Annotated in this window: 16 protein-coding genes; 7 read left to right on the forward strand and 9 right to left on the reverse strand. The window is 73.9% G+C overall.

The window, feature by feature from the left end; genetic code table 11:
• Nucleotides 1-176: 176 nt before the first annotated feature.
• Nucleotides 177-1,568, reverse strand: a complete 1,392-nt coding sequence (locus ACIF8T_RS29295; protein WP_400039116.1) for an ArsA family ATPase — start codon at nucleotides 1,566-1,568, stop codon at nucleotides 177-179.
• A gap of 127 nt (nucleotides 1,569-1,695) precedes the next feature.
• Entirely contained in the window at nucleotides 1,696-2,673 is a 978-nt protein-coding gene (locus tag ACIF8T_RS29300) for an ArsA family ATPase (RefSeq protein WP_400039117.1), read from the reverse strand.
• Nucleotides 2,674-2,780: 107 nt separating this feature from the next.
• On the opposite strand from ACIF8T_RS29300, the gene ACIF8T_RS29305 reads away from it, so the two are divergent.
• Genes ACIF8T_RS29305 through ACIF8T_RS29320 form a run of 4 tightly spaced genes read left to right on the forward strand, consistent with a single transcriptional unit; the run spans nucleotide 2,781 to nucleotide 5,156 of the window.
• Entirely contained in the window at nucleotides 2,781-2,939 is a 159-nt protein-coding gene (locus tag ACIF8T_RS29305; RefSeq protein WP_003991873.1) for a DUF4177 domain-containing protein, read from the forward strand.
• The gene (locus ACIF8T_RS29310; protein WP_400039118.1) at nucleotides 2,939-3,400 is read left to right on the forward strand and encodes a RidA family protein; all 462 of its coding nucleotides are present in this window, start codon (nucleotides 2,939-2,941) and stop codon (nucleotides 3,398-3,400) included. The genes ACIF8T_RS29305 and ACIF8T_RS29310 overlap by 1 nt, the downstream gene beginning before the upstream one ends.
• A 50-nt stretch (nucleotides 3,401-3,450) precedes the next feature.
• The gene (locus tag ACIF8T_RS29315) at nucleotides 3,451-4,329 is read left to right on the forward strand and encodes an NUDIX hydrolase (protein WP_400039119.1); all 879 of its coding nucleotides are present in this window, start codon (nucleotides 3,451-3,453) and stop codon (nucleotides 4,327-4,329) included.
• Complete coding sequence (locus tag ACIF8T_RS29320; protein WP_400039120.1) at nucleotides 4,326-5,156, forward strand: MBL fold metallo-hydrolase; 831 nt, start codon at nucleotides 4,326-4,328, stop codon at nucleotides 5,154-5,156. Before ACIF8T_RS29315 ends, ACIF8T_RS29320 begins: the two co-directional genes overlap by 4 nt.
• A gap of 193 nt (nucleotides 5,157-5,349) precedes the next feature.
• Here ACIF8T_RS29320 and ACIF8T_RS29325 read toward each other — a convergent pair whose 3' ends face one another.
• The gene (locus ACIF8T_RS29325) at nucleotides 5,350-5,790 is read right to left on the reverse strand and encodes a hypothetical protein (protein ID WP_400039121.1); all 441 of its coding nucleotides are present in this window, start codon (nucleotides 5,788-5,790) and stop codon (nucleotides 5,350-5,352) included.
• A gap of 471 nt (nucleotides 5,791-6,261) precedes the next feature.
• Complete coding sequence (locus tag ACIF8T_RS29330) at nucleotides 6,262-6,936, reverse strand: Crp/Fnr family transcriptional regulator (protein ID WP_029382547.1); 675 nt, start codon at nucleotides 6,934-6,936, stop codon at nucleotides 6,262-6,264.
• A gap of 392 nt (nucleotides 6,937-7,328) precedes the next feature.
• On the opposite strand from ACIF8T_RS29330, the gene nth reads away from it, so the two are divergent.
• The 3 genes from nth (at nucleotide 7,329) to ACIF8T_RS29345 (ending at nucleotide 10,339) form a co-directional block, all read left to right on the forward strand.
• Nucleotides 7,329-8,318: an endonuclease III gene (gene nth / locus ACIF8T_RS29335; protein ID WP_400039232.1), complete on the forward strand. Its 990-nt coding sequence runs from the start codon at nucleotides 7,329-7,331 to the stop codon at nucleotides 8,316-8,318.
• A gap of 112 nt (nucleotides 8,319-8,430) precedes the next feature.
• Entirely contained in the window at nucleotides 8,431-9,126 is a 696-nt protein-coding gene (locus tag ACIF8T_RS29340; protein ID WP_400039233.1) for an NUDIX hydrolase, read from the forward strand.
• 13 nt (nucleotides 9,127-9,139) lie between these two features.
• Nucleotides 9,140-10,339 carry a MarP family serine protease gene (locus tag ACIF8T_RS29345; RefSeq protein ID WP_400039122.1) on the forward strand — a complete coding sequence of 400 codons (1,200 nt, stop codon included), beginning with the start codon at nucleotides 9,140-9,142 and terminating at the stop codon, nucleotides 10,337-10,339.
• Between the two features lie 46 nt (nucleotides 10,340-10,385).
• Here ACIF8T_RS29345 and ACIF8T_RS29350 read toward each other — a convergent pair whose 3' ends face one another.
• The 5 genes from ACIF8T_RS29350 to acs form a co-directional block, all read right to left on the reverse strand.
• Complete coding sequence (locus ACIF8T_RS29350; RefSeq protein ID WP_400039123.1) at nucleotides 10,386-10,568, reverse strand: hypothetical protein; 183 nt, start codon at nucleotides 10,566-10,568, stop codon at nucleotides 10,386-10,388.
• 128 nt (nucleotides 10,569-10,696) lie between these two features.
• Nucleotides 10,697-11,671, reverse strand: a complete 975-nt coding sequence (locus ACIF8T_RS29355) for an alpha/beta fold hydrolase (RefSeq protein WP_400039124.1) — start codon at nucleotides 11,669-11,671, stop codon at nucleotides 10,697-10,699.
• The gene (locus ACIF8T_RS29360; protein WP_400039125.1) at nucleotides 11,668-12,156 is read right to left on the reverse strand and encodes a phage holin family protein; all 489 of its coding nucleotides are present in this window, start codon (nucleotides 12,154-12,156) and stop codon (nucleotides 11,668-11,670) included. Before ACIF8T_RS29360 ends, ACIF8T_RS29355 begins: the two co-directional genes overlap by 4 nt.
• 89 nt (nucleotides 12,157-12,245) lie before the next feature.
• Entirely contained in the window at nucleotides 12,246-13,679 is a 1,434-nt protein-coding gene (gene nhaA / locus ACIF8T_RS29365) for a Na+/H+ antiporter NhaA (RefSeq protein WP_400039126.1), read from the reverse strand.
• Nucleotides 13,680-13,943: 264 nt separating this feature from the next.
• Nucleotides 13,944-15,899 carry an acetate--CoA ligase gene (acs, locus tag ACIF8T_RS29370; RefSeq protein ID WP_400039127.1) on the reverse strand — a complete coding sequence of 652 codons (1,956 nt, stop codon included), beginning with the start codon at nucleotides 15,897-15,899 and terminating at the stop codon, nucleotides 13,944-13,946.
• Between the last annotated feature and the right edge of the window lie 697 nt (nucleotides 15,900-16,596).

The raw sequence follows: 16,596 nt of genomic DNA on the forward strand, positions 1-16,596 counted from the left end.
CACCCTGGGCGCGTCCGTCGGCCCCTCGCGGCCGTCCGCGGGGGCCCGCCCCAGGTCCGCACGGCGTACGGTCTCCCCGTGCCTGAGCACGCGTCAGGGCACGGGGCGTGAGGACGCCTCGGCGCGCGCGTACGCGTACGCCTCGGGCGCCGGGCGCGCTCCGAGGCCGCCCGGGCTCAGGCGCTCGCCTGGGGCAGCTCCGGCCGGTTGTCCGCCAGCCGCTCGCCGATGTCGCGCAGTCCCGCGAGGTCGTGCACGTCACCGGGGAGCGCGGCCACTTCCGCGACCGCCACCTCGGGGTGCAGCGCGGTGAACCGGTCCCGGGTGCGCTGCTCGCGGGCGAGCAACTGCATACGGTCGGCGTGCAGCCTCAGCAGACCCGCGGCGAGCCGGTCGACGGACCGCTCCGGGTCCGTGGCGACGGCGTCCGCGCCGGTCTCCGCGCCGGCGGCCGCGGCCTGGTCCGTCTCGGCGGGGGAGCCGTCGTCGGGAACCGGTGCGCCGGACACGGGAGAGGCTGAACTGTCGTACGTGTCGGGGGAGTTACGAAGTCCAGCTTTCCCGGCCTCCTGATCCACAATGCGGGAGTCCTCAAGATTTTCCGCGGCGGCCAGCGCCCGCTCGGCCGACAGCCGGTCGGCGCCGCTGCCGTGCACCCGGTTGAGGACCAGACCGGCCAGCGGCATCTTCTCGGCGGCCAGGCGCTCCACGAAGTAGGCGGCCTCGCGCAGTGCGTCCCGCTCCGGCGCCGCGACCACCAGGAACGCCGTCCCGGGCGCCTGGAGCAGCTTGTACGTCGCGTCCGCGCGCGTGCGGAAGCCGCCGAAGGTGGTGTCCATCGCGGCCACGAACGTCTGGACGTCCTTCAGGAGCTGCCCGCCGAGCAGCTTGCCGAGGGTGCCGGTCATCATCGACATGCCGACGTTGAGGAACTTCATGCCGGCCCGGCCGCCCAGCTTCGCCGGGGCCGTCAGCAGCCGGATCAGCCGCCCGTCCAGGAACGACCCGAGGCGCTTGGGGGCGTCCAGGAAGTCCAGCGCGGAACGGGACGGCGGGGTGTCGACCACGATCAGGTCCCACTCGTCCCGGGCCCGCAGCTGCCCCAGCTTCTCCATCGCCATGTACTCCTGCGTGCCCGCGAAGCCCGCCGAGAGCGACTGGTAGAAGGGGTTGCCCAGGATCGCGGCCGCCCGCGCGGGATCCGCGTGCGCCTCGACGATCTCGTCGAAGGTGCGCTTCATGTCGAGCATCATCGCGTGCAGCTCGCCGCCCGCGGAGTCGTCGATGCCCTTCACCCGGCGCGGGATGTTGTCCAGCGAGTCGATGCCCATGGACTGGGCCAGCCGGCGCGCCGGGTCGATGGTGAGGACGACCACCTTGCGGCCGCGCTCGGCCGCGCGCAGGCCCAGGGCCGCCGCCGTGGTCGTCTTGCCGACGCCGCCCGAGCCGCAGCACACCACGATCCGCGTCGCCGGATCCGCGATCAGCGGATCGACGTCGAGCACGCGCGCCGGGGCGAGCTGGTGACGGGCCGGGTCGGGCGTGTGCGCCGGGTCCGGACGACTCATGACATCCCCTGCTTCCGACTTCTGACGGGCCTCGCCCGGTGGCTGACGGACCTCTCCCGATGGCTCACGGCGGGCCGTGACGGCCCCGGCACCCGTGCCGGGCTCGTCGCGGCCCCGGTGCGGCGGCTCATGACACGCCCTGGTCGCGCAGCGCGCGGGCCAGCTCGTACAGGCCCGCCAGGTCCATGCCCTCGGCGAGCAGCGGCAGTTCGTGCAGGGGCAGGGCCAGCTCGCCCAGCACCGCGCGCTGTTCCTGTTCCAGCGTGTAGCGCTCGGCGTACTCCTCGGCCTGCGCGAGCAGCGGGTCCACCAGCCGCTCGGCGTGCCCGCCGCGCCGGGCCCCGCCGAGCCCGGCCGCCGACAGCGCCCGGGCGACGTCGGAGCGCGGGACCGTCCGCACGAGGTCGAGGTCGGTCTCGTCCAGCACCTCCGGCCGCACCATGTTCACGATGACCCGCCCCACCGGCAGCCGCGCCGCCCGCAGCTCGGCGATGCCGTCCGCGGTCTCCTGGACGGGCATCTCCTCCAGCAGCGTCACCAGGTGCACGGCCGTCTCGGGCGACTTGAGCACCCGCATCACGGCCTGCGCCTGATTGTGTATCGGGCCGATCTTGGCGAGCCCGGCGACCTCGTCGTTGACGTTGAGGAAGCGGGTGATGCGCCCGGTCGGTGGCGCGTCCATGACCACGTAGTCGTAGACGAACCGTCCGTCCTTGTCCTTGCGCCGGACCGCCTCGCACGCCTTGCCGGTCAGCAGGACGTCCCTGACACCCGGCGCGATGGTGGTCGCGAAGTCGATGGCGCCGATCTTCTTCAGGGCCCGTCCGGCGCTCCCCAGCTTGTAGAACATCTGGAGGTATTCCAGAAGGGCCAACTCGGGGTCTATGGCCAGGGCGTACACCTCCCCGCCCCCGGGAGCGACGGCGACCTTCCGTTCCTCATAAGGCAGCGCCTCTGTCTCGAAGAGCTGCGCGATGCCCTGGCGGCCCTCGACCTCGACGAGAAGCGTCCGCTTCCCCTGCGTGGCCAAGGCCAGCGCGAGGGCCGCGGCCACCGTGGTCTTGCCGGTACCGCCCTTGCCGCTGACGACCTGGAGCCTGCTCACGTCTTCGAGCGTAACCAGTCCGGGCGCGGACCGGGCGGGAGGCTGTGGACAACGGGGGTCGTGGTCGGCCACCGGAACCGTGCCCGGCAGCGGCTAGAGTCGGCCGCATGACCAAGTGGGAATACGCAACCGTGCCGCTGCTCGTCCACGCCACGAAGCAGATTCTGGACACCTGGGGCGAGGACGGCTGGGAGCTCGTCCAGGTCGTGCCCGGGCCGAACAACCCCGAGCAGCTCGTGGCCTACCTGAAGCGGGAGAAGCAGTGATGGGCGCCGTCGAGGCGAAACTGGCCGAACTCGGCCTGACCCTGCCCGAGGTGGTTCCGCCGCTCGCCGCCTACCAGCCGGCCGTGCAGTCCGGCCCGTACGTGTACACGGCCGGGCAGCTGCCGATGGTCGAGGGCAAGCTGCCGGTGACCGGCAAGGTCGGCGCCGAGGTCACGCCCGAGGAGGCCAAGGAGCTGGCGCGGACCTGCGCGCTGAACGCCCTGGCCGCGGTGAAGTCCGTCGCCGGCGACCTGGACCGCGTCGCGCGCGTGGTGAAGGTCGTCGGCTACGTCGCCTCCGCGTCCGACTTCACCGGCCAGCCGGCGGTCCTCAACGGCGCGAGCGAGCTGCTGGGCGCCGTCCTCGGGGACAAGGGCGTGCACGCGCGCAGCGCGGTGGGCGTCGCGGTGCTGCCCCTGGACGCGCCGGTGGAGGTCGAGATCCAGGTCGAGCTCGCGTAGCGCCCCTGGCCCCTCTCGAACATCCGCGCACCACGGGATAGCCTCCGGCCATGGCGAATGGGCAGTGGTACCCCCCGGAGTGGCCGGACCGCATCCGCGCGCTCGCGGCAGGCACCCTCACCCCGGTGGTCCCGAAGCGCGCGGCCACCGTCATGCTCCTGAAGGACACCGGCACCGGACCCGCCGTCCACATGCTGCGCCGACGCGCCTCCATGGCCTTCGCCGGAGGCGCGTACGCGTACCCGGGCGGCGGCGTCGACCCGCGGGACGACGACCGCCGCATCGGCTGGACGGGCCCCCCGCGCGCCTGGTGGGCCGAGCGGCTCGGGGTGGACGGGGCGGCGGCCCAGGCGATCGTCTGCGCGGCCGTGCGGGAGACGTACGAGGAGGCGGGCGTCCTGCTCGCCGGCCCGACGCCCGACACCGTGGTCGGCGACACCACCGGCGACGACTGGGAGGCCGACCGCGCCGCGCTGGTCGCCCGCGAGACGTCCTTCGCCGAGTTCCTGGAGCGCCGGGGCCTGGTGCTGCGCTCGGACCTGCTGGGCGCCTGGACACGCTGGATCACCCCGGAGTTCGAGCCCCGCCGCTACGACACCTGGTTCTTCGTCGCCGCGCTCCCCGCCGGGCAGCGCACCCGCAACGCCTCCACGGAGGCCGACCGCACGGTGTGGATCACGCCGGGCGAGGCGGCCGCCGGGTACGACAAGGGCGAGCTGCTGATGATGCCGCCCACCATCGCCACCCTGCGCCAGCTGCTGCCGTACGGCACGGCGGCCGACGCGCTGGCCGCGGCGCCGGAGCGGGACCTGACGCCCGTCCTGGCCGCCGCCCGCCTCCAGGACGGCGAGATCGTGCTGTCCTGGCCGGGCCACGACGAGTTCACCCGGCACATCCCGACGCCTCCGACCGGTGGAGCCCTCGCATGACGGACGCAGCAGCCCTTCCCGGCCGGCCCCGCGGCGGGGTCCTCTCCGGCCCCGCCACCGCACGGGCCGTCAACGTCCTGGCCCCCAACGCCTCGGCGATGACCCTGGACGGCACGAACACCTGGATCCTGTCCGAGCCGGACTCCGCGTCGGCGGTCGTCGTCGACCCGGGTCCGCTCGACGAGGGGCACCTGCGCAACGTGATCGCCACGGCCGAGCGGGCCGGCAAGCGCGTCGCCCTGACCCTGCTGACGCACGGTCACCCGGACCACGCCGAGGGCGCCGCCCGCTTCGCCGAGCTGACCGGCACGCGCGTGCGTGCCCTCGACCCGGCGCTGCGGCTGGGCGACGAGGGCCTGTCCGCCGGGAACGTGATCACCGTCGGCGGCCTGGAGCTGCGGGTCGTGCCGACCCCCGGGCACACCGCCGACTCGCTCTCCTTCCACCTGCCGGCCGACCGGGCCGTCCTGACCGGCGACACGGTCCTCGGGCGCGGCACCAGCGTCGTCGCCCACCCCGACGGCCGCCTCGGCGACTACCTGGACTCCCTGCGGCGCCTGAGGTCCCTCACGGTCGACGACGGCGTCCACACCGTCCTGCCCGGCCACGGCCCGGTCCTGGAGGACGCCCAGGGCGCCGTCGAGTACTACCTCGCCCACCGCGCCCACCGCCTCGCCCAGGTCGAGACGGCCGTCGAGGACGGCTACCGCACCCCCGCCGAGGTCGTCGCCCACGTGTACGCCGACGTCGACCGCTCCCTGTGGCCGGCGGCGGAGCTGTCGGTGCGGGCGCAGATGGACTACCTGGAGGAGCACGGGCTCATCTAGGGCCGGTCCGGACGCGGCGCCCCGACGCCGTGCACGCGCGCGTGCTCCCGCGCGAGCCAGGGCCCGATCGTCGACGGAGGAGCGGAGCGCGGCGGTCCCCCCCGGCCGGCGGACGGCCGAAGACGGCCGCGGCGGCACCTGCCGGGCCCGTTCGGGGCCGTGCGGGGCGAACGCCTCGGCCGTCTCGTGCGGCTCACCGGTCCGGCCGGTCCGGACGCGGCGCTTCGGCGCCGTGCACGCGCGCGAGCCAGGGCCCGATCGTCGACGGGGGAGCGGAGCGCGGCGGTCCCCCCGGCCGGCGGACGGCCGCGGACGGCCGCGGCGACACCTGCCGGGCCCGTTCGGGGCCGTGCGGGGCGAACGCCTCGGCCGTCTCGTGCGGCTCACCGGTCCGGCCGCCGCGGTGGGGCACGACGAGGGTGAAGGCGGTGCGCACCAGGTGCCGCGACAGGGAGCGGACCAGGGGCCGCGGGGCCTCCGCGGCGTCGCCTGCGGCGGCGATGCGCTCGCGCCGGCCGGGCAGGAGCGCGGTGAGGCCGCCGCCGGGCTCGCGGGACGGCAGGGAGCGGGGCCGGCAGGGCGGCAGCCGCGCGGCCGGGTCCTCGCCCGGCAGGGGCGTGCACAGGCAGGCCACGGACCGGCCCGGGCCGTACCGCTCGCGCCCGGCAGGCGCGCCCGGCCGGACAGCAGCGTGGCGGCCCCGTCGATCCGCGGGAACTCCTCGTCCAGCGCCGCGTCGAGCGCGCGGGCGGCGGCCCGGTCCGCGTCGGCCGGCTCCTCGCGCGGGGCCACCGGCAGGTGGGTCGCTGTGTCCCGCGCGGAACCGAGTCGTGGAGGTACGCGCTGTGCGGCCGCGCCCCGGACACCTCCCCGAGCCGGTCCCGCGCGGCGGCGACGACGGGACGGAAGGGACCGGGGGCCCGGGCGAGGGAACCCCCGGGCGAGGGAACCCCCGGGCGTCGAGTCCGGGGCGAGCGGTGGAATCGGCCGTACGGCTCCTGTGCCGCGAGGCGACGTGCGGGCGCGGCCCGTTTCCGGTGCCGGTACGGCATCGGGCCCCGCCTCGGAAGGAGACGGGGCCCGACAGCGCGGAACCGGTGGGGCGTCAGCGCGAGCGCTTGGCCAGGCGCTCCACGTCCAGCAGGATCACCGCGCGGGCCTCCAGGCGGAGCCACCCGCGCTGCGCGAAGTCCGCCAGCGCCTTGTTGACCGTCTCGCGGGAGGCGCCGACCAGCTGGGCCAGCTCCTCCTGCGTCAGGTCGTGCACGACGTGGATGCCCTCCTCGGACTGCACGCCGAAGCGGCGCGAGAGGTCCAGCAGGGCGCGGGCGACACGGCCCGGGACGTCCGAGAAGACCAGGTCCGACATGGCGTCGTTGGTCTTGCGCAGCCGGCGCGCGACCGCGCGCAGCAGCGCCGCGGCCACCTCGGGGCGGGCGTTCAGCCAGGGCTGGAGGTCGCCGTGGCCCAGGCCGAGCAGCTTGACCTCCGTCAGCGCGGTGGCCGTCGCGGTGCGCGGGCCCGGGTCGAACAGCGACAGCTCGCCGATGAGCTCGCCGGGTCCGACGACGGCCAGCATGTTCTCGCGGCCGTCGGGGGAGGTCCGGTGGAGCTTGACCTTGCCCTCGGTGACCACGTAGAGCCGGTCGCCGGGGTCGCCCTCGTGGAACAGGGAGTCGCCCCGCGCGAGGGTCACCTCGCTCATGGAGGCGCGAAGCTCCGCGGCCTGCTCGTCGTCGAGAGCCGCGAAGAGCGGATTGCGCCGCAGAACGTCGTCCACGAGTTCTCTCCTTGTCGACCTGCTCAGGGGATCTTGCTCCCCCGTCTACCAGGGGACCGTGGTGCCCATTTTGCCGGACGGTCCAAACAGTGTGATCTGTCACAAGGATGCCGCACAGGTGTCCCGGGGTACGCGGCAGGGGTCCAATTGGACGCCGATCTTCGGGGTCCGGGGCGGATGTCGGTACCGGGTCGTAGGCTGGCCGGGTGTCCAAATCGCCGGTGAGAACACAGGCCGAGGGGGCTGCGCGGGTGGGTGTACGTCGTGATTCCGCTGTGGGCGAACGAGGCCCCGATGGAGGTAGGAAAACGACGAAAGCGACAAAGCGGGCTCCGGTCCGGGAGGAGCCGTCGGTGAACCCCGAGGAGTCGTCGGTGAACCCCGAGGAGCCGGTGGAGGAGGCGCCCCCGGAGCGGAAGGGGAGCGCGAAGGCGAGGAAGGCTCCGGCCGGCAAAGCCACTGCCGGCAAGGCCACTGCCGGGAAGGTCCCCGCGGGGAAAGCCTCCGCGGAAAAGGCTCCCGTTCCCGAGAAGGCCGCGGCCGCGCCCCGGAAGGCCGGCGCCGCCGTCGGCGGCGGCCCCGCGCGGACCGTCGCGAAGCCGCCGGGCGGCGAGTCGCGCACCGCCCTGGTCCGCCGCGCCCGCCGCATCAACCGCGAACTGGCCGAGGTCTTCCCGTACGCCCACCCCGAGCTCGACTTCGAGAACCCCTTCCAACTGCTCGTCGCCACCGTCCTGTCCGCGCAGACCACCGACCTGCGCGTCAACCAGACGACCCCCGCCCTCTTCGCCAAGTACCCCACCCCCGAGGACCTGGCCGCCGCCGACCCGGAGGAGGTCGAGGCGATCCTGCGCCCGTGCGGCTTCTTCCGCGCCAAGACCAGGTCGGTCATAGGGCTGTCCAAGGCCCTGGCGGAGGACTTCGGCGGGGAGGTGCCCGGCCGGCTGGAGGACCTGGTCAAGCTGCCCGGCGTCGGCCGCAAGACCGCCTTCGTCGTGCTGGGCAACGCCTTCGGGCGGCCCGGCATCACCGTGGACACCCACTTCCAGCGCCTGGTGCGCCGCTGGCGGTGGACCGGGGAGACGGACCCCGACAAGATCGAGGCCGCCGTCGGCGCGCTCTTCCCCAAGAGCGACTGGACGGACCTCTCGCACCACGTGATCTGGCACGGCCGCCGCATCTGCCACGCCCGCAAGCCCGCCTGCGGCGCCTGCCCCATCGCCCCGCTCTGCCCGGCGTACGGAGAGGGCGAGACCGATCCGGAGAAGGCGAAGAAGCTGCTCAAGTACGAGAAGGGCGGCTTCCCGGGGCAGCGCCTGAAGCCCCCGCAGGCCTACCTCGACGCGGGCGGCAGGCCGGCCCCGCCGCTGGGGGCCGGGTGACGCGCGGGCCGGGGGCCGCCCGCCGGCGGCTCCGCGGGCGGCCCCGGACACGGTCCGCGGAACGATCCGCGGATGGCCGGGCGTTGGAACGGGCAGGACGACGGGGGTGACGATGACGCGAGCGAGCAATGCCCAAGGCGGCCCGGTGGCGATCGGCAAGGACGGCCTGCCCGACTGGCTGGACCCGGTGGTGCGCGCCGTGGAGACGGTCGCCCCCGGCCAGCTGAGCCGCTTCCTGCCGCCGGAGAACGGCACGGGCCGCCAGTCGGCCGTCCTCATCCTGTTCGGGGAGGGCGAACGCGGGCCGGAGCTGCTGCTCATGGAGCGCGCGAGCTCGCTGCGGTCGCACGCCGGGCAGCCCTCCTTCCCCGGCGGCGCCCTCGACCCCGAGGACGGCGACCCGCACGCCGACGGGCCGCTGCGGGCCGCCCTGCGCGAGGCCGAGGAGGAGACCGGACTGGACCCGTCCGGGGTGCAGCTCTTCGGCGTCCTGCCCAAGCTCTACATCCCGGTCAGCGGCTTCGTCGTGACGCCGGTGCTGGGCTGGTGGCGCGAGCCGAGCCCGGTCGGGGTCGTCGACCCCAACGAGACGGCCCGCGTCTTCACGGTCCCCGTGGCGGATCTCACGGACCCCGCCCACCGCGCCACCGCCGTCCACCCCAGCGGCCACCGGGGTCCGGCATTCCTGGTCGAATCGGCCCTCGTCTGGGGCTTCACGGCGGGACTCATCGACCGGCTGCTGCACTACGCGGGCTGGGAGCGGCCCTGGGACCGGGAGAAGCAGGTCCCGCTCGACTGGCGGTCATGACAGGGTGGCCTTCGTGAACGTGCTGGACATCTTGTTGCTGGTCGCCGCCGTGTGGTTCGCGGTCGTGGGGTACCGCCAGGGGTTCGTCGTCGGCATCCTGTCGGTGATCGGCTTCCTGGGCGGCGGTCTCGCCGCCGTCTACGTGCTGCCCGTGATCTGGGACGCCCTGACGGACAGTGCGGAGGTGAGCACGACCGCCGCCGTCGTCGCGGTCGTCGTCGTCATCGTCTGCGCCTCCGTCGGCCAGGCGCTGACCACCCACCTCGGCAACAAGCTGCGCCGGTACATCACCTGGTCCCCGGCCCGCGCCCTGGACGCCACCGGCGGCGCGCTGGTCAACGTCGTCGCCATGCTGCTCGTCGCCTGGCTGATCGGGTCCGCGCTCGCCGGCACCACCCTGCCCACGCTCGGCAAGGAGGTCCGCAACTCCAAGGTGCTGCTGGGGGTTTCGCGGGCACTGCCCGACCAGGCGGGCACCTGGTTCGCGGACTTCTCCGCCGTCCTCGCGCAGAACGGCTTCCCGCAGGTCTTCAGCCCGTTCGCCAACGAGCCCATCACCGACGTCCGTCCACCCGATCCGGCGCTCGCCGCCAGCCCGGTCGCCACCCGCGCCCAGCGCTCCATCGTCAAGGTGATGGGCACCGCCCAGAGTTGCGGCAAGGTCCTGGAGGGCACCGGCTTCGTCTTCGCCGAGCGCCGCGTCATGACCAACGCGCACGTGGTGGGCGGCGTCGACGAGCCGACCGTGCAGATAGGCGGCGAGGGCCGCAAGTACGACGCCACGGTCGTGCTGTACGACTGGCGGCGCGACATCGCCGTCCTCGACGTCCCGGACCTGGACGCGCCCGCGCTGCGGTTCACGGACGAGGACGCGAACAGCGGCGACGGCGCGATCGTCGCGGGCTTCCCGGAGAACGGGGCGTACGACGTGCGCGCCGCGCGCGTGCGCGGGCGGATCACCGCCAACGGCCCGGACATCTACCACCGCGACACCGTCCGCCGCGACGTCTACTCGCTGTACGCGACGGTCCGCCAGGGCAACTCCGGCGGCCCGCTGCTCACTCCGGACGGCAAGGTCTACGGCGTGGTCTTCGCCAAGTCCCTCGACGACGCCGAGACGGGGTACGCGCTGACCGTGGACGAGATCCGGGAGGACATCGCCAAGGGGCGCACCGCCGACCAGCAGGTGGGCAGCGACAGCTGCGCCCTGTGAGGCGTACGGCGTGGAGTGCGCGGCGGTTGCCGGGAGCGGTGCCGGCTCAGCCGCGCGGATGGCGCAGACGTACCGAGACCCAGCGGGCCCGGCGGCGGAGGATGCGCGGGATCCCCACCCTCAGGTCCGTGCCCGCCATCTGCGGTGCACCGCCTCGCTGGTGGGTACCCGCGCCGCTCGCCGAGCGGCGATTGCGGCTTGCGTCACTGTAGTCGTGCGTCCAGCCCATACCCCGACGTGTGCCCCCGCCCCAAGGTCGATAACCGTTCGGGGGGAACCCAATTGGCCTATGCGGCGGGCAAGTGGCCGTGCGCAGGACAGGTGTTCACCCGGCGGGCACCGGACGCGCCCGCGCGGTCACCGGTCGGGTTCGGGATCCTTCAGCCAGTTGATGAGTTCCGTCGAGAAGGCCACCGGGTCCTCCTCGTGCGGGAAGTGCCCGAGTCCGTCGAACAGCCGCCAGCGGTAGGGGGCTTCGACGTACTCCCCGGAGCCCGCGGCGCTGCGCGTGCGCATCACCGGGTCCAGCGAGCCGTGCAGGTGCAGCGTCGGCACGCGCACGGGCCGCTTCATCCGGCGGTTGAACTGGATGCCGTCCGGGCGGGCCAGGGAGCGCACCATCCAGCGGTACGGCTCGATGGAGCAGTGGGCCGTGGAGGGGATGCACACGGCACGCCGGTAGGTCTCCAGAGCCTCCTCGTCCGGCAGGCGCGGCCCGGACCACTCCCGGATCAGCCGGGCGGCGAGCGCGCCGTCGTCGGCGGTGAGCTGCCGCTCCGGGATCCAGGGCCGCTGGAACCCCCAGATGTAGGAGCCCGCGCGGGTCTGCCTGACGTCCTTGAGCATCGCCGCGCGCCAGCGCCGCGGGTGCGGCATGGAGGCGACCGCGAGCCGCCGCACCAGCTTCGGACGCATCGCGGCGGCCGTCCAGGCGAGGTAGCCGCCCAGGTCGTGGCCGACCAGCGCGGCGTCCGGCTCGCCGAGGGAGCGGATCACGCCGGTGACGTCGAGCGCCAGGTTGGCGGGGTCGTAACCGCGCGGCGTGCGGTCGCTGCCGCCGACGCCCCGCAGGTCCATGGCGACGGCCCGGAAGCCCGCGTCGGCGAGCGCGACGAGCTGGTGCCGCCAGGTCCACCAGAACTGCGGGAAGCCGTGCAGCAGCAGCACCAGCGGGCCGTCGCCGGCCTCCGCGATGTGGAAGCGGGCGCCGTTCGCGGCGACGTCCCGGTGCGTCCAGGGGCCCTCCGGCCGGACGACCGAGGTGGGCTGTGCCGACGCGGCGTGCGGCGCCGGGAGGGAGGGCTGCGCCGGGGGGAGGGCGGGGTCCGTCATGACGACGAGCGTGCCACAGCCTCGATGGCCTCGGGGCCCCGGTCCCGCGCCGGCTCCGGGCGCGGGTGCGGCCTGGCGTTCTGCAGCACGCCCGCGCTCTGCTTCATGGAGGCCGCCACCTTCTGCGGGCCCTGGCTCTTCTTGGCCTTCTTCGCGAAGGTCACGCCGATCAGCACGAGGACGAGCGCGACCAGGACGTTCGCCGCGAAGGACAGCAGGAAGCAGAGGGCGAGGTTCCACTCGGTCCAGGTGCGGATGCCGTAGGCCAGCGCGAAGTTCAGCATCGGCAGGGAGAACACCAGGACGGCACCGGCCAGCGAGAACGCGCCGCCGCTCGTCGCGCCGCGCTTGACGTCCTGCTTGAGCTGCGCCTTCGCCAGCGCGATCTCGTCGTGCACCAGGGCCGACAAGTCCGCCGTCGCCGAGGCGAACAGCTGGCCGATGCTGCGTTCGGCGCCGACCGGGCTGCCGTCGGGTGCGCTCATCGCGGTCTCCTCTTGTGCGTGCGGTTCCGTCGTTCGGTCGTCGCGTGTCTGACTGCGTACGGTCCCGTCTTCTGTACCGTCTCGTCAGATCATGCCGGACCGTCGTGGTCATCGCCTGCCCCGCCCGGCACTTCGGCAAGCGCGCGTCGCTCGGCGGCCTTCTCCTCGGCGATCCGGCGGTGCTCGGCGGCCTTGCGCTCGTGCAGCCGCGCCATCCGCAGGTGGTACTCCGGGTCGTCCTCCTCGTAGACGTCCGGGACGCCGTCGTCGTCCTCGTCGCGCTCCTCGGCCTCCCACAGCCGGCGGTACCGGGCGTTGCGGATCTTCAGCAGGACGGTGGCCAGGGCCGCGGCGATCAGCGAACCGACCAGGACGGCGGCCTTGACCTCGCCGGTCATGGCCGCGTCGCCCTCGAAGGCGAGCTCGCCGATGAGCAGCGAGACGGTGAAGCCGATGCCCGCCAGGGCCGCCACCGCGAACACGTCCGCCCAGGCCAGGTCCTCGTTGAGGGAGGCCCGGGTGAAGCGGGCCGTCAGCCAGGTGCCGCCGAAGATGCCGACCGCCTTGCCGACCACGAGCCCCAGGACCACGCCGAGGGTCTCCGGCTGGCCGAACACCTCGCCGAGCGCGCGGCCGGAGACCGGCACTCCCGCGCTGAACAGCGCGAACAGCGGCACGGCCAGACCCGCCGAGAGCGGGCGCACGCGGTGCTCGATGCGCTCGCCGGGGGAGTGCGCCTCCCCGTCACGCCGGTGGCAGCGCAGCATCAGGCCCATCGCGACGCCGGCGATGGTGGCGTGGACGCCGCTGTTGTACATCAGCGCCCAGACGACTACGGCGAGCGGCACGTACACGTACCAGCCGCGCACCCCCTTGCGCAGCAGCAGCCAGAAGACCGCCAGGGCGGCGGCGGCACCGCCGAGCGCGGCGAAGTCCAGGTCGTCCGTGAAGAAGACGGCGATGATCAGGATCGCGAAGAGGTCGTCGACGACGGCGAGGGTGAGCAGGAAGGCGCGCAGCGCGCTCGGCAGGGAGGTGCCGATGACAGCCAGGACGGCGAGCGCGAAGGCGATGTCGGTGGCGGTGGGCACGGCCCAGCCGGCCAGGGAGCCGCCGCCGGTGACGTTGACGAGGGTGTAGACGAGCGCCGGTACGGCCATGCCGCACAGCGCGGCGACGACGGGCAGCGCGGCGGCCCTGGGGTCCTTGAGGTCGCCGGCGACGAGTTCGCGTTTGAGCTCGATGCCGGCCACGAAGAAGAAGACGGCGAGGAGTCCGTCGGCGGCCCAATGGGCGACGGACATGTTCAGGCCGAGGGACGCGGGGCCCAGGTGGTAGTGGCTGACCGTCTCGTAGCCGTCGTGCAGCGCGGGGATGTTCGCCCAGGTCAGCGCAGCTATCGCGGCGATGAGCAGCAGCACGCCGCCGACGGTCTCGGTGCGCAGCGCGTCCGCGACGAAGGTGCGCTCCGGGAGGGAGAGGCGTCCGAGGACCTTGCGGGGGGTGGTGCGGGGGGCGGTCACGGGCGGAACCTCCGGTCGGGGGCAGGACGGAACACGTGCCGACCAGACTTCCCGGCTCACCTGATGTTTAGCTTATCTAACGTGTAGGCCGGGCGCATCGCCCGACCTGTGCGCACGGCGCTCCGGGCCGCCCCGAGGCCTGCCCCGAGCAGCCCCGGGCCGTCGCACGGCGGGGCGAGGGCCGTGGACCGGCCCGGCCGCGCACGGGACGCCGAAGGGGCACCCGGCGCCGGTGTGCTGCCGAGTGCCCCTGACGTGGTGTGCTCAGTCCTCGCTGGGTGCCGCGGGGAGCTTGGCCTGGATGAGGTCCATGACGGTGGAGTCCGTCAGGGTGGTGACGTCGCCCAGCTGGCGGTTCTCGGCGACGTCGCGCAGCAGGCGCCGCATGATCTTGCCGGAGCGGGTCTTGGGGAGCTCGGCGACCGGCAGGATCCGCTTGGGCTTGGCGATCGGGCCGAGTGCGGCGCCGACGTGGTTGCGCAGCTCGGCGGCCAGGTCCTCGGTCTCCGCGGCCGTGCCGCGCAGGATCACGAAGGCGACGATCGCCTGCCCGGTCGTCTCGTCCGCCGCGCCCACCACGGCCGCCTCGGCCACCGACGGGTGGGAGACCAGCGCCGACTCCACCTCGGTGGTGGAGATGTTGTGGCCGGACACCAGCATCACGTCGTCCACCCGGCCCAGCAGCCAGATGTCGCCGTCGTCGTCCTTCTTCGCGCCGTCACCGGCGAAGTACCTGCCCTCGAAACGCGACCAGTACGTGTCGAGGAACCGCTGGTCGTCGCCCCAGATGGTGCGCAGCATCGACGGCCACGGCTCGGTCAGCACCAGGTAGCCGCCCCCGCCGTCCGGCACCTCGTTGGCCTCGTCGTCCACGACCGTGGCGCTGATGCCCGGCAGCGGGCGCTGTGCCGAGCCGGGCTTGGTCTCGGTGACGCCCGGCAGCGGAGTGATCATCATGGCGCCGGTCTCGGTCTGCCACCAGGTGTCCACGACCGGGGTGCGGTCGGCGCCGATGTGCTTGCGGTACCAGACCCACGCCTCGGGGTTGATCGGCTCGCCCACCGAGCCCAGCACCCGCAGGCTGGACAGGTCGAACTTGGCGGGGATGTCGTCGCCCCACTTCATGAACGTGCGGATCGCGGTCGGCGCGGTGTAGAGGATGGTCACGCCGTACTTCTGCACGATCTCCCAGAAGCGCCCCTGGTGCGGGGTGTCCGGCGTGCCCTCGTACATGACCTGGGTGGCGCCGTTGGCCAGCGGCCCGTACACGATGTAGGAGTGCCCGGTGACCCAGCCGACGTCAGCGGTGCACCAGTAGACGTCGGTCTCCGGCTTGAGGTCGAAGACCGCCCAGTGGGTGTAGGCGGTCTGGGTGAGGTAGCCGCCGGAGGTGTGCAGGATGCCCTTCGGCTTCCCCGTCGTGCCCGACGTGTACAGGATGAACAGCGGGTGCTCGGCCCCGAACGCCTCCGGGGTGTGCGCGGCGGACTGCCGCTCGACGAGGTCGTGCCACCACAGGTCGCGGCCCTCGTGCCAGGCGACCTCCTGGCCGGTGCGGCGCACCACCAGGACGTGCTCCACGGTGCCGACGCGCTCGACCGCCTCGTCCACGGCCGGCTTGAGCGCGGACGGCTTGCCGCGCCGGTAACCGCCGTCGGCGGTGATGACCACCTTGGCGTCGGCGTCCTGGATCCGGGTGGCGAGCGCGTCCGCGGAGAAACCGCCGAAGACGACCGAGTGCGCGGCGCCGATCCGGGCGCAGGCCAGCATCGCCACCGCGGTCTCCGGGATCATCGGCATGTAGACGGCGACCCGGTCGCCCTTCTGCACGCCGAGTTCCAGCAGTGCGTTGGCCGCCTTGGAGACCTCGTCCTTCAGCTGCGCGTAGGTGATCGCACGGCTGTCGCCGGGCTCCCCCTCGAAGTGGATCGCGACCCGGTCGCCGTGCCCGGCCTCCACGTGCCGGTCCACACAGTTGTACGCGACGTTCAGCTCGCCGTCCTGGAACCACTTGGCGAACGGCGGATTCGACCAGTCCAGCGTCTCCGTCGGCTCCTTGGCCCAGGTCAGCCGACGGGCCTGCTCGGCCCAGAAACCGAGCCTGTCAGCCGTGGCCCGTTCATACGCCTCCGCGGTGACGTTGGCACCTGCGGCCAGGTCGGCGGGGGGTGCGAACCTGCGCTCTTCCTTGAGCAGGTTGGCCAGGCTTTCGTTGCTCACGGCATCTGCCTTTCCCAGGGTGTCCGTTGTGTCCCAGGCCACAGCTCATCAGACCCGGGGGTGCGCTGACAAGGGCCGATCGATAATTGGTTTAGACCTGTCAGGCGGGTGGTGCGGGGTGCTCCGGGTCCGTGCGCGGCATGGGGTCACCCCTGTCCACGGGCGGCGTGAACAGCCGGTTCAGGTCTGTAACGCCTCTCACATCCGGGGGCCGGCGGGGCGGGCGCGGGTGTGCTGGGGGAGGAGCGGGCGGGGCGGGCCGCTTGCCGGGAGCGGGGCTGGGATTCGCGTGGGGGTGTCCTGCCGGGCCGGAGTGTTTTGCCGGGTCGGGGTCCCACTGGTACGGGGCGTTCTGCCGGGCTGGGATGTCCTGTCGGCCCTGTCGGCCCTGTCGGCCCTGTCGGCCCTGTCGGCCCTGTCGGCCCTGCTGGCTCTGCCGGTTGGGTTGTCCTGCTGGTCCGGAGGGCCGCCGCCCCCCGGCCGCCGGCCGGGCCGGCTCCCGGCGTGCCGGCGGCGCGGGGCCGCGGCCGGGAGAAGGGGCCGGGAGAAGGGACCACGGCCGGGGGAGGGATCCCTCAAGGAGCGGGGCAGCCGGCTGCCCCGCCGGCGGGGGGGGGGGCCGGCCCCCGCGGCGCCCCCCCCCCCCCCCCCCCCCCCCCCCCCCCCCCCCCGCCCCCCCCCCCCCGCGGCCGCCCCC

Origin of the sequence: Streptomyces sp. NPDC085946 (assembly GCF_044540485.1) — a bacterium.
Lineage (GTDB): Bacteria > Actinomycetota > Actinomycetes > Streptomycetales > Streptomycetaceae > Streptomyces.

What these genes read in the sequence shown, in the direction of transcription:
- ACIF8T_RS29340 (WP_400039233.1), top strand. Translation starts at nt 8,431, where the DNA reads ATGACGCGAGCGAGCAATGCCCAAGGCGGCCCGGTGGCGATCGGCAAG.
- ACIF8T_RS29355 (WP_400039124.1), bottom strand. Translation starts at nt 11,671, where the DNA reads ATGACGGACCCCGCCCTCCCCCCGGCGCAGCCCTCCCTCCCGGCGCCG.
- ACIF8T_RS29305 (WP_003991873.1), top strand. Translation starts at nt 2,781, where the DNA reads ATGACCAAGTGGGAATACGCAACCGTGCCGCTGCTCGTCCACGCCACG.
- ACIF8T_RS29295 (WP_400039116.1), bottom strand. Translation starts at nt 1,568, where the DNA reads ATGAGTCGTCCGGACCCGGCGCACACGCCCGACCCGGCCCGTCACCAG.
- ACIF8T_RS29350 (WP_400039123.1), bottom strand. Translation starts at nt 10,568, where the DNA reads ATGGGCTGGACGCACGACTACAGTGACGCAAGCCGCAATCGCCGCTCG.
- ACIF8T_RS29360 (WP_400039125.1), bottom strand. Translation starts at nt 12,156, where the DNA reads ATGAGCGCACCCGACGGCAGCCCGGTCGGCGCCGAACGCAGCATCGGC.
- ACIF8T_RS29310 (WP_400039118.1), top strand. Translation starts at nt 2,939, where the DNA reads ATGGGCGCCGTCGAGGCGAAACTGGCCGAACTCGGCCTGACCCTGCCC.
- ACIF8T_RS29315 (WP_400039119.1), top strand. Translation starts at nt 3,451, where the DNA reads ATGGCGAATGGGCAGTGGTACCCCCCGGAGTGGCCGGACCGCATCCGC.
- ACIF8T_RS29320 (WP_400039120.1), top strand. Translation starts at nt 4,326, where the DNA reads ATGACGGACGCAGCAGCCCTTCCCGGCCGGCCCCGCGGCGGGGTCCTC.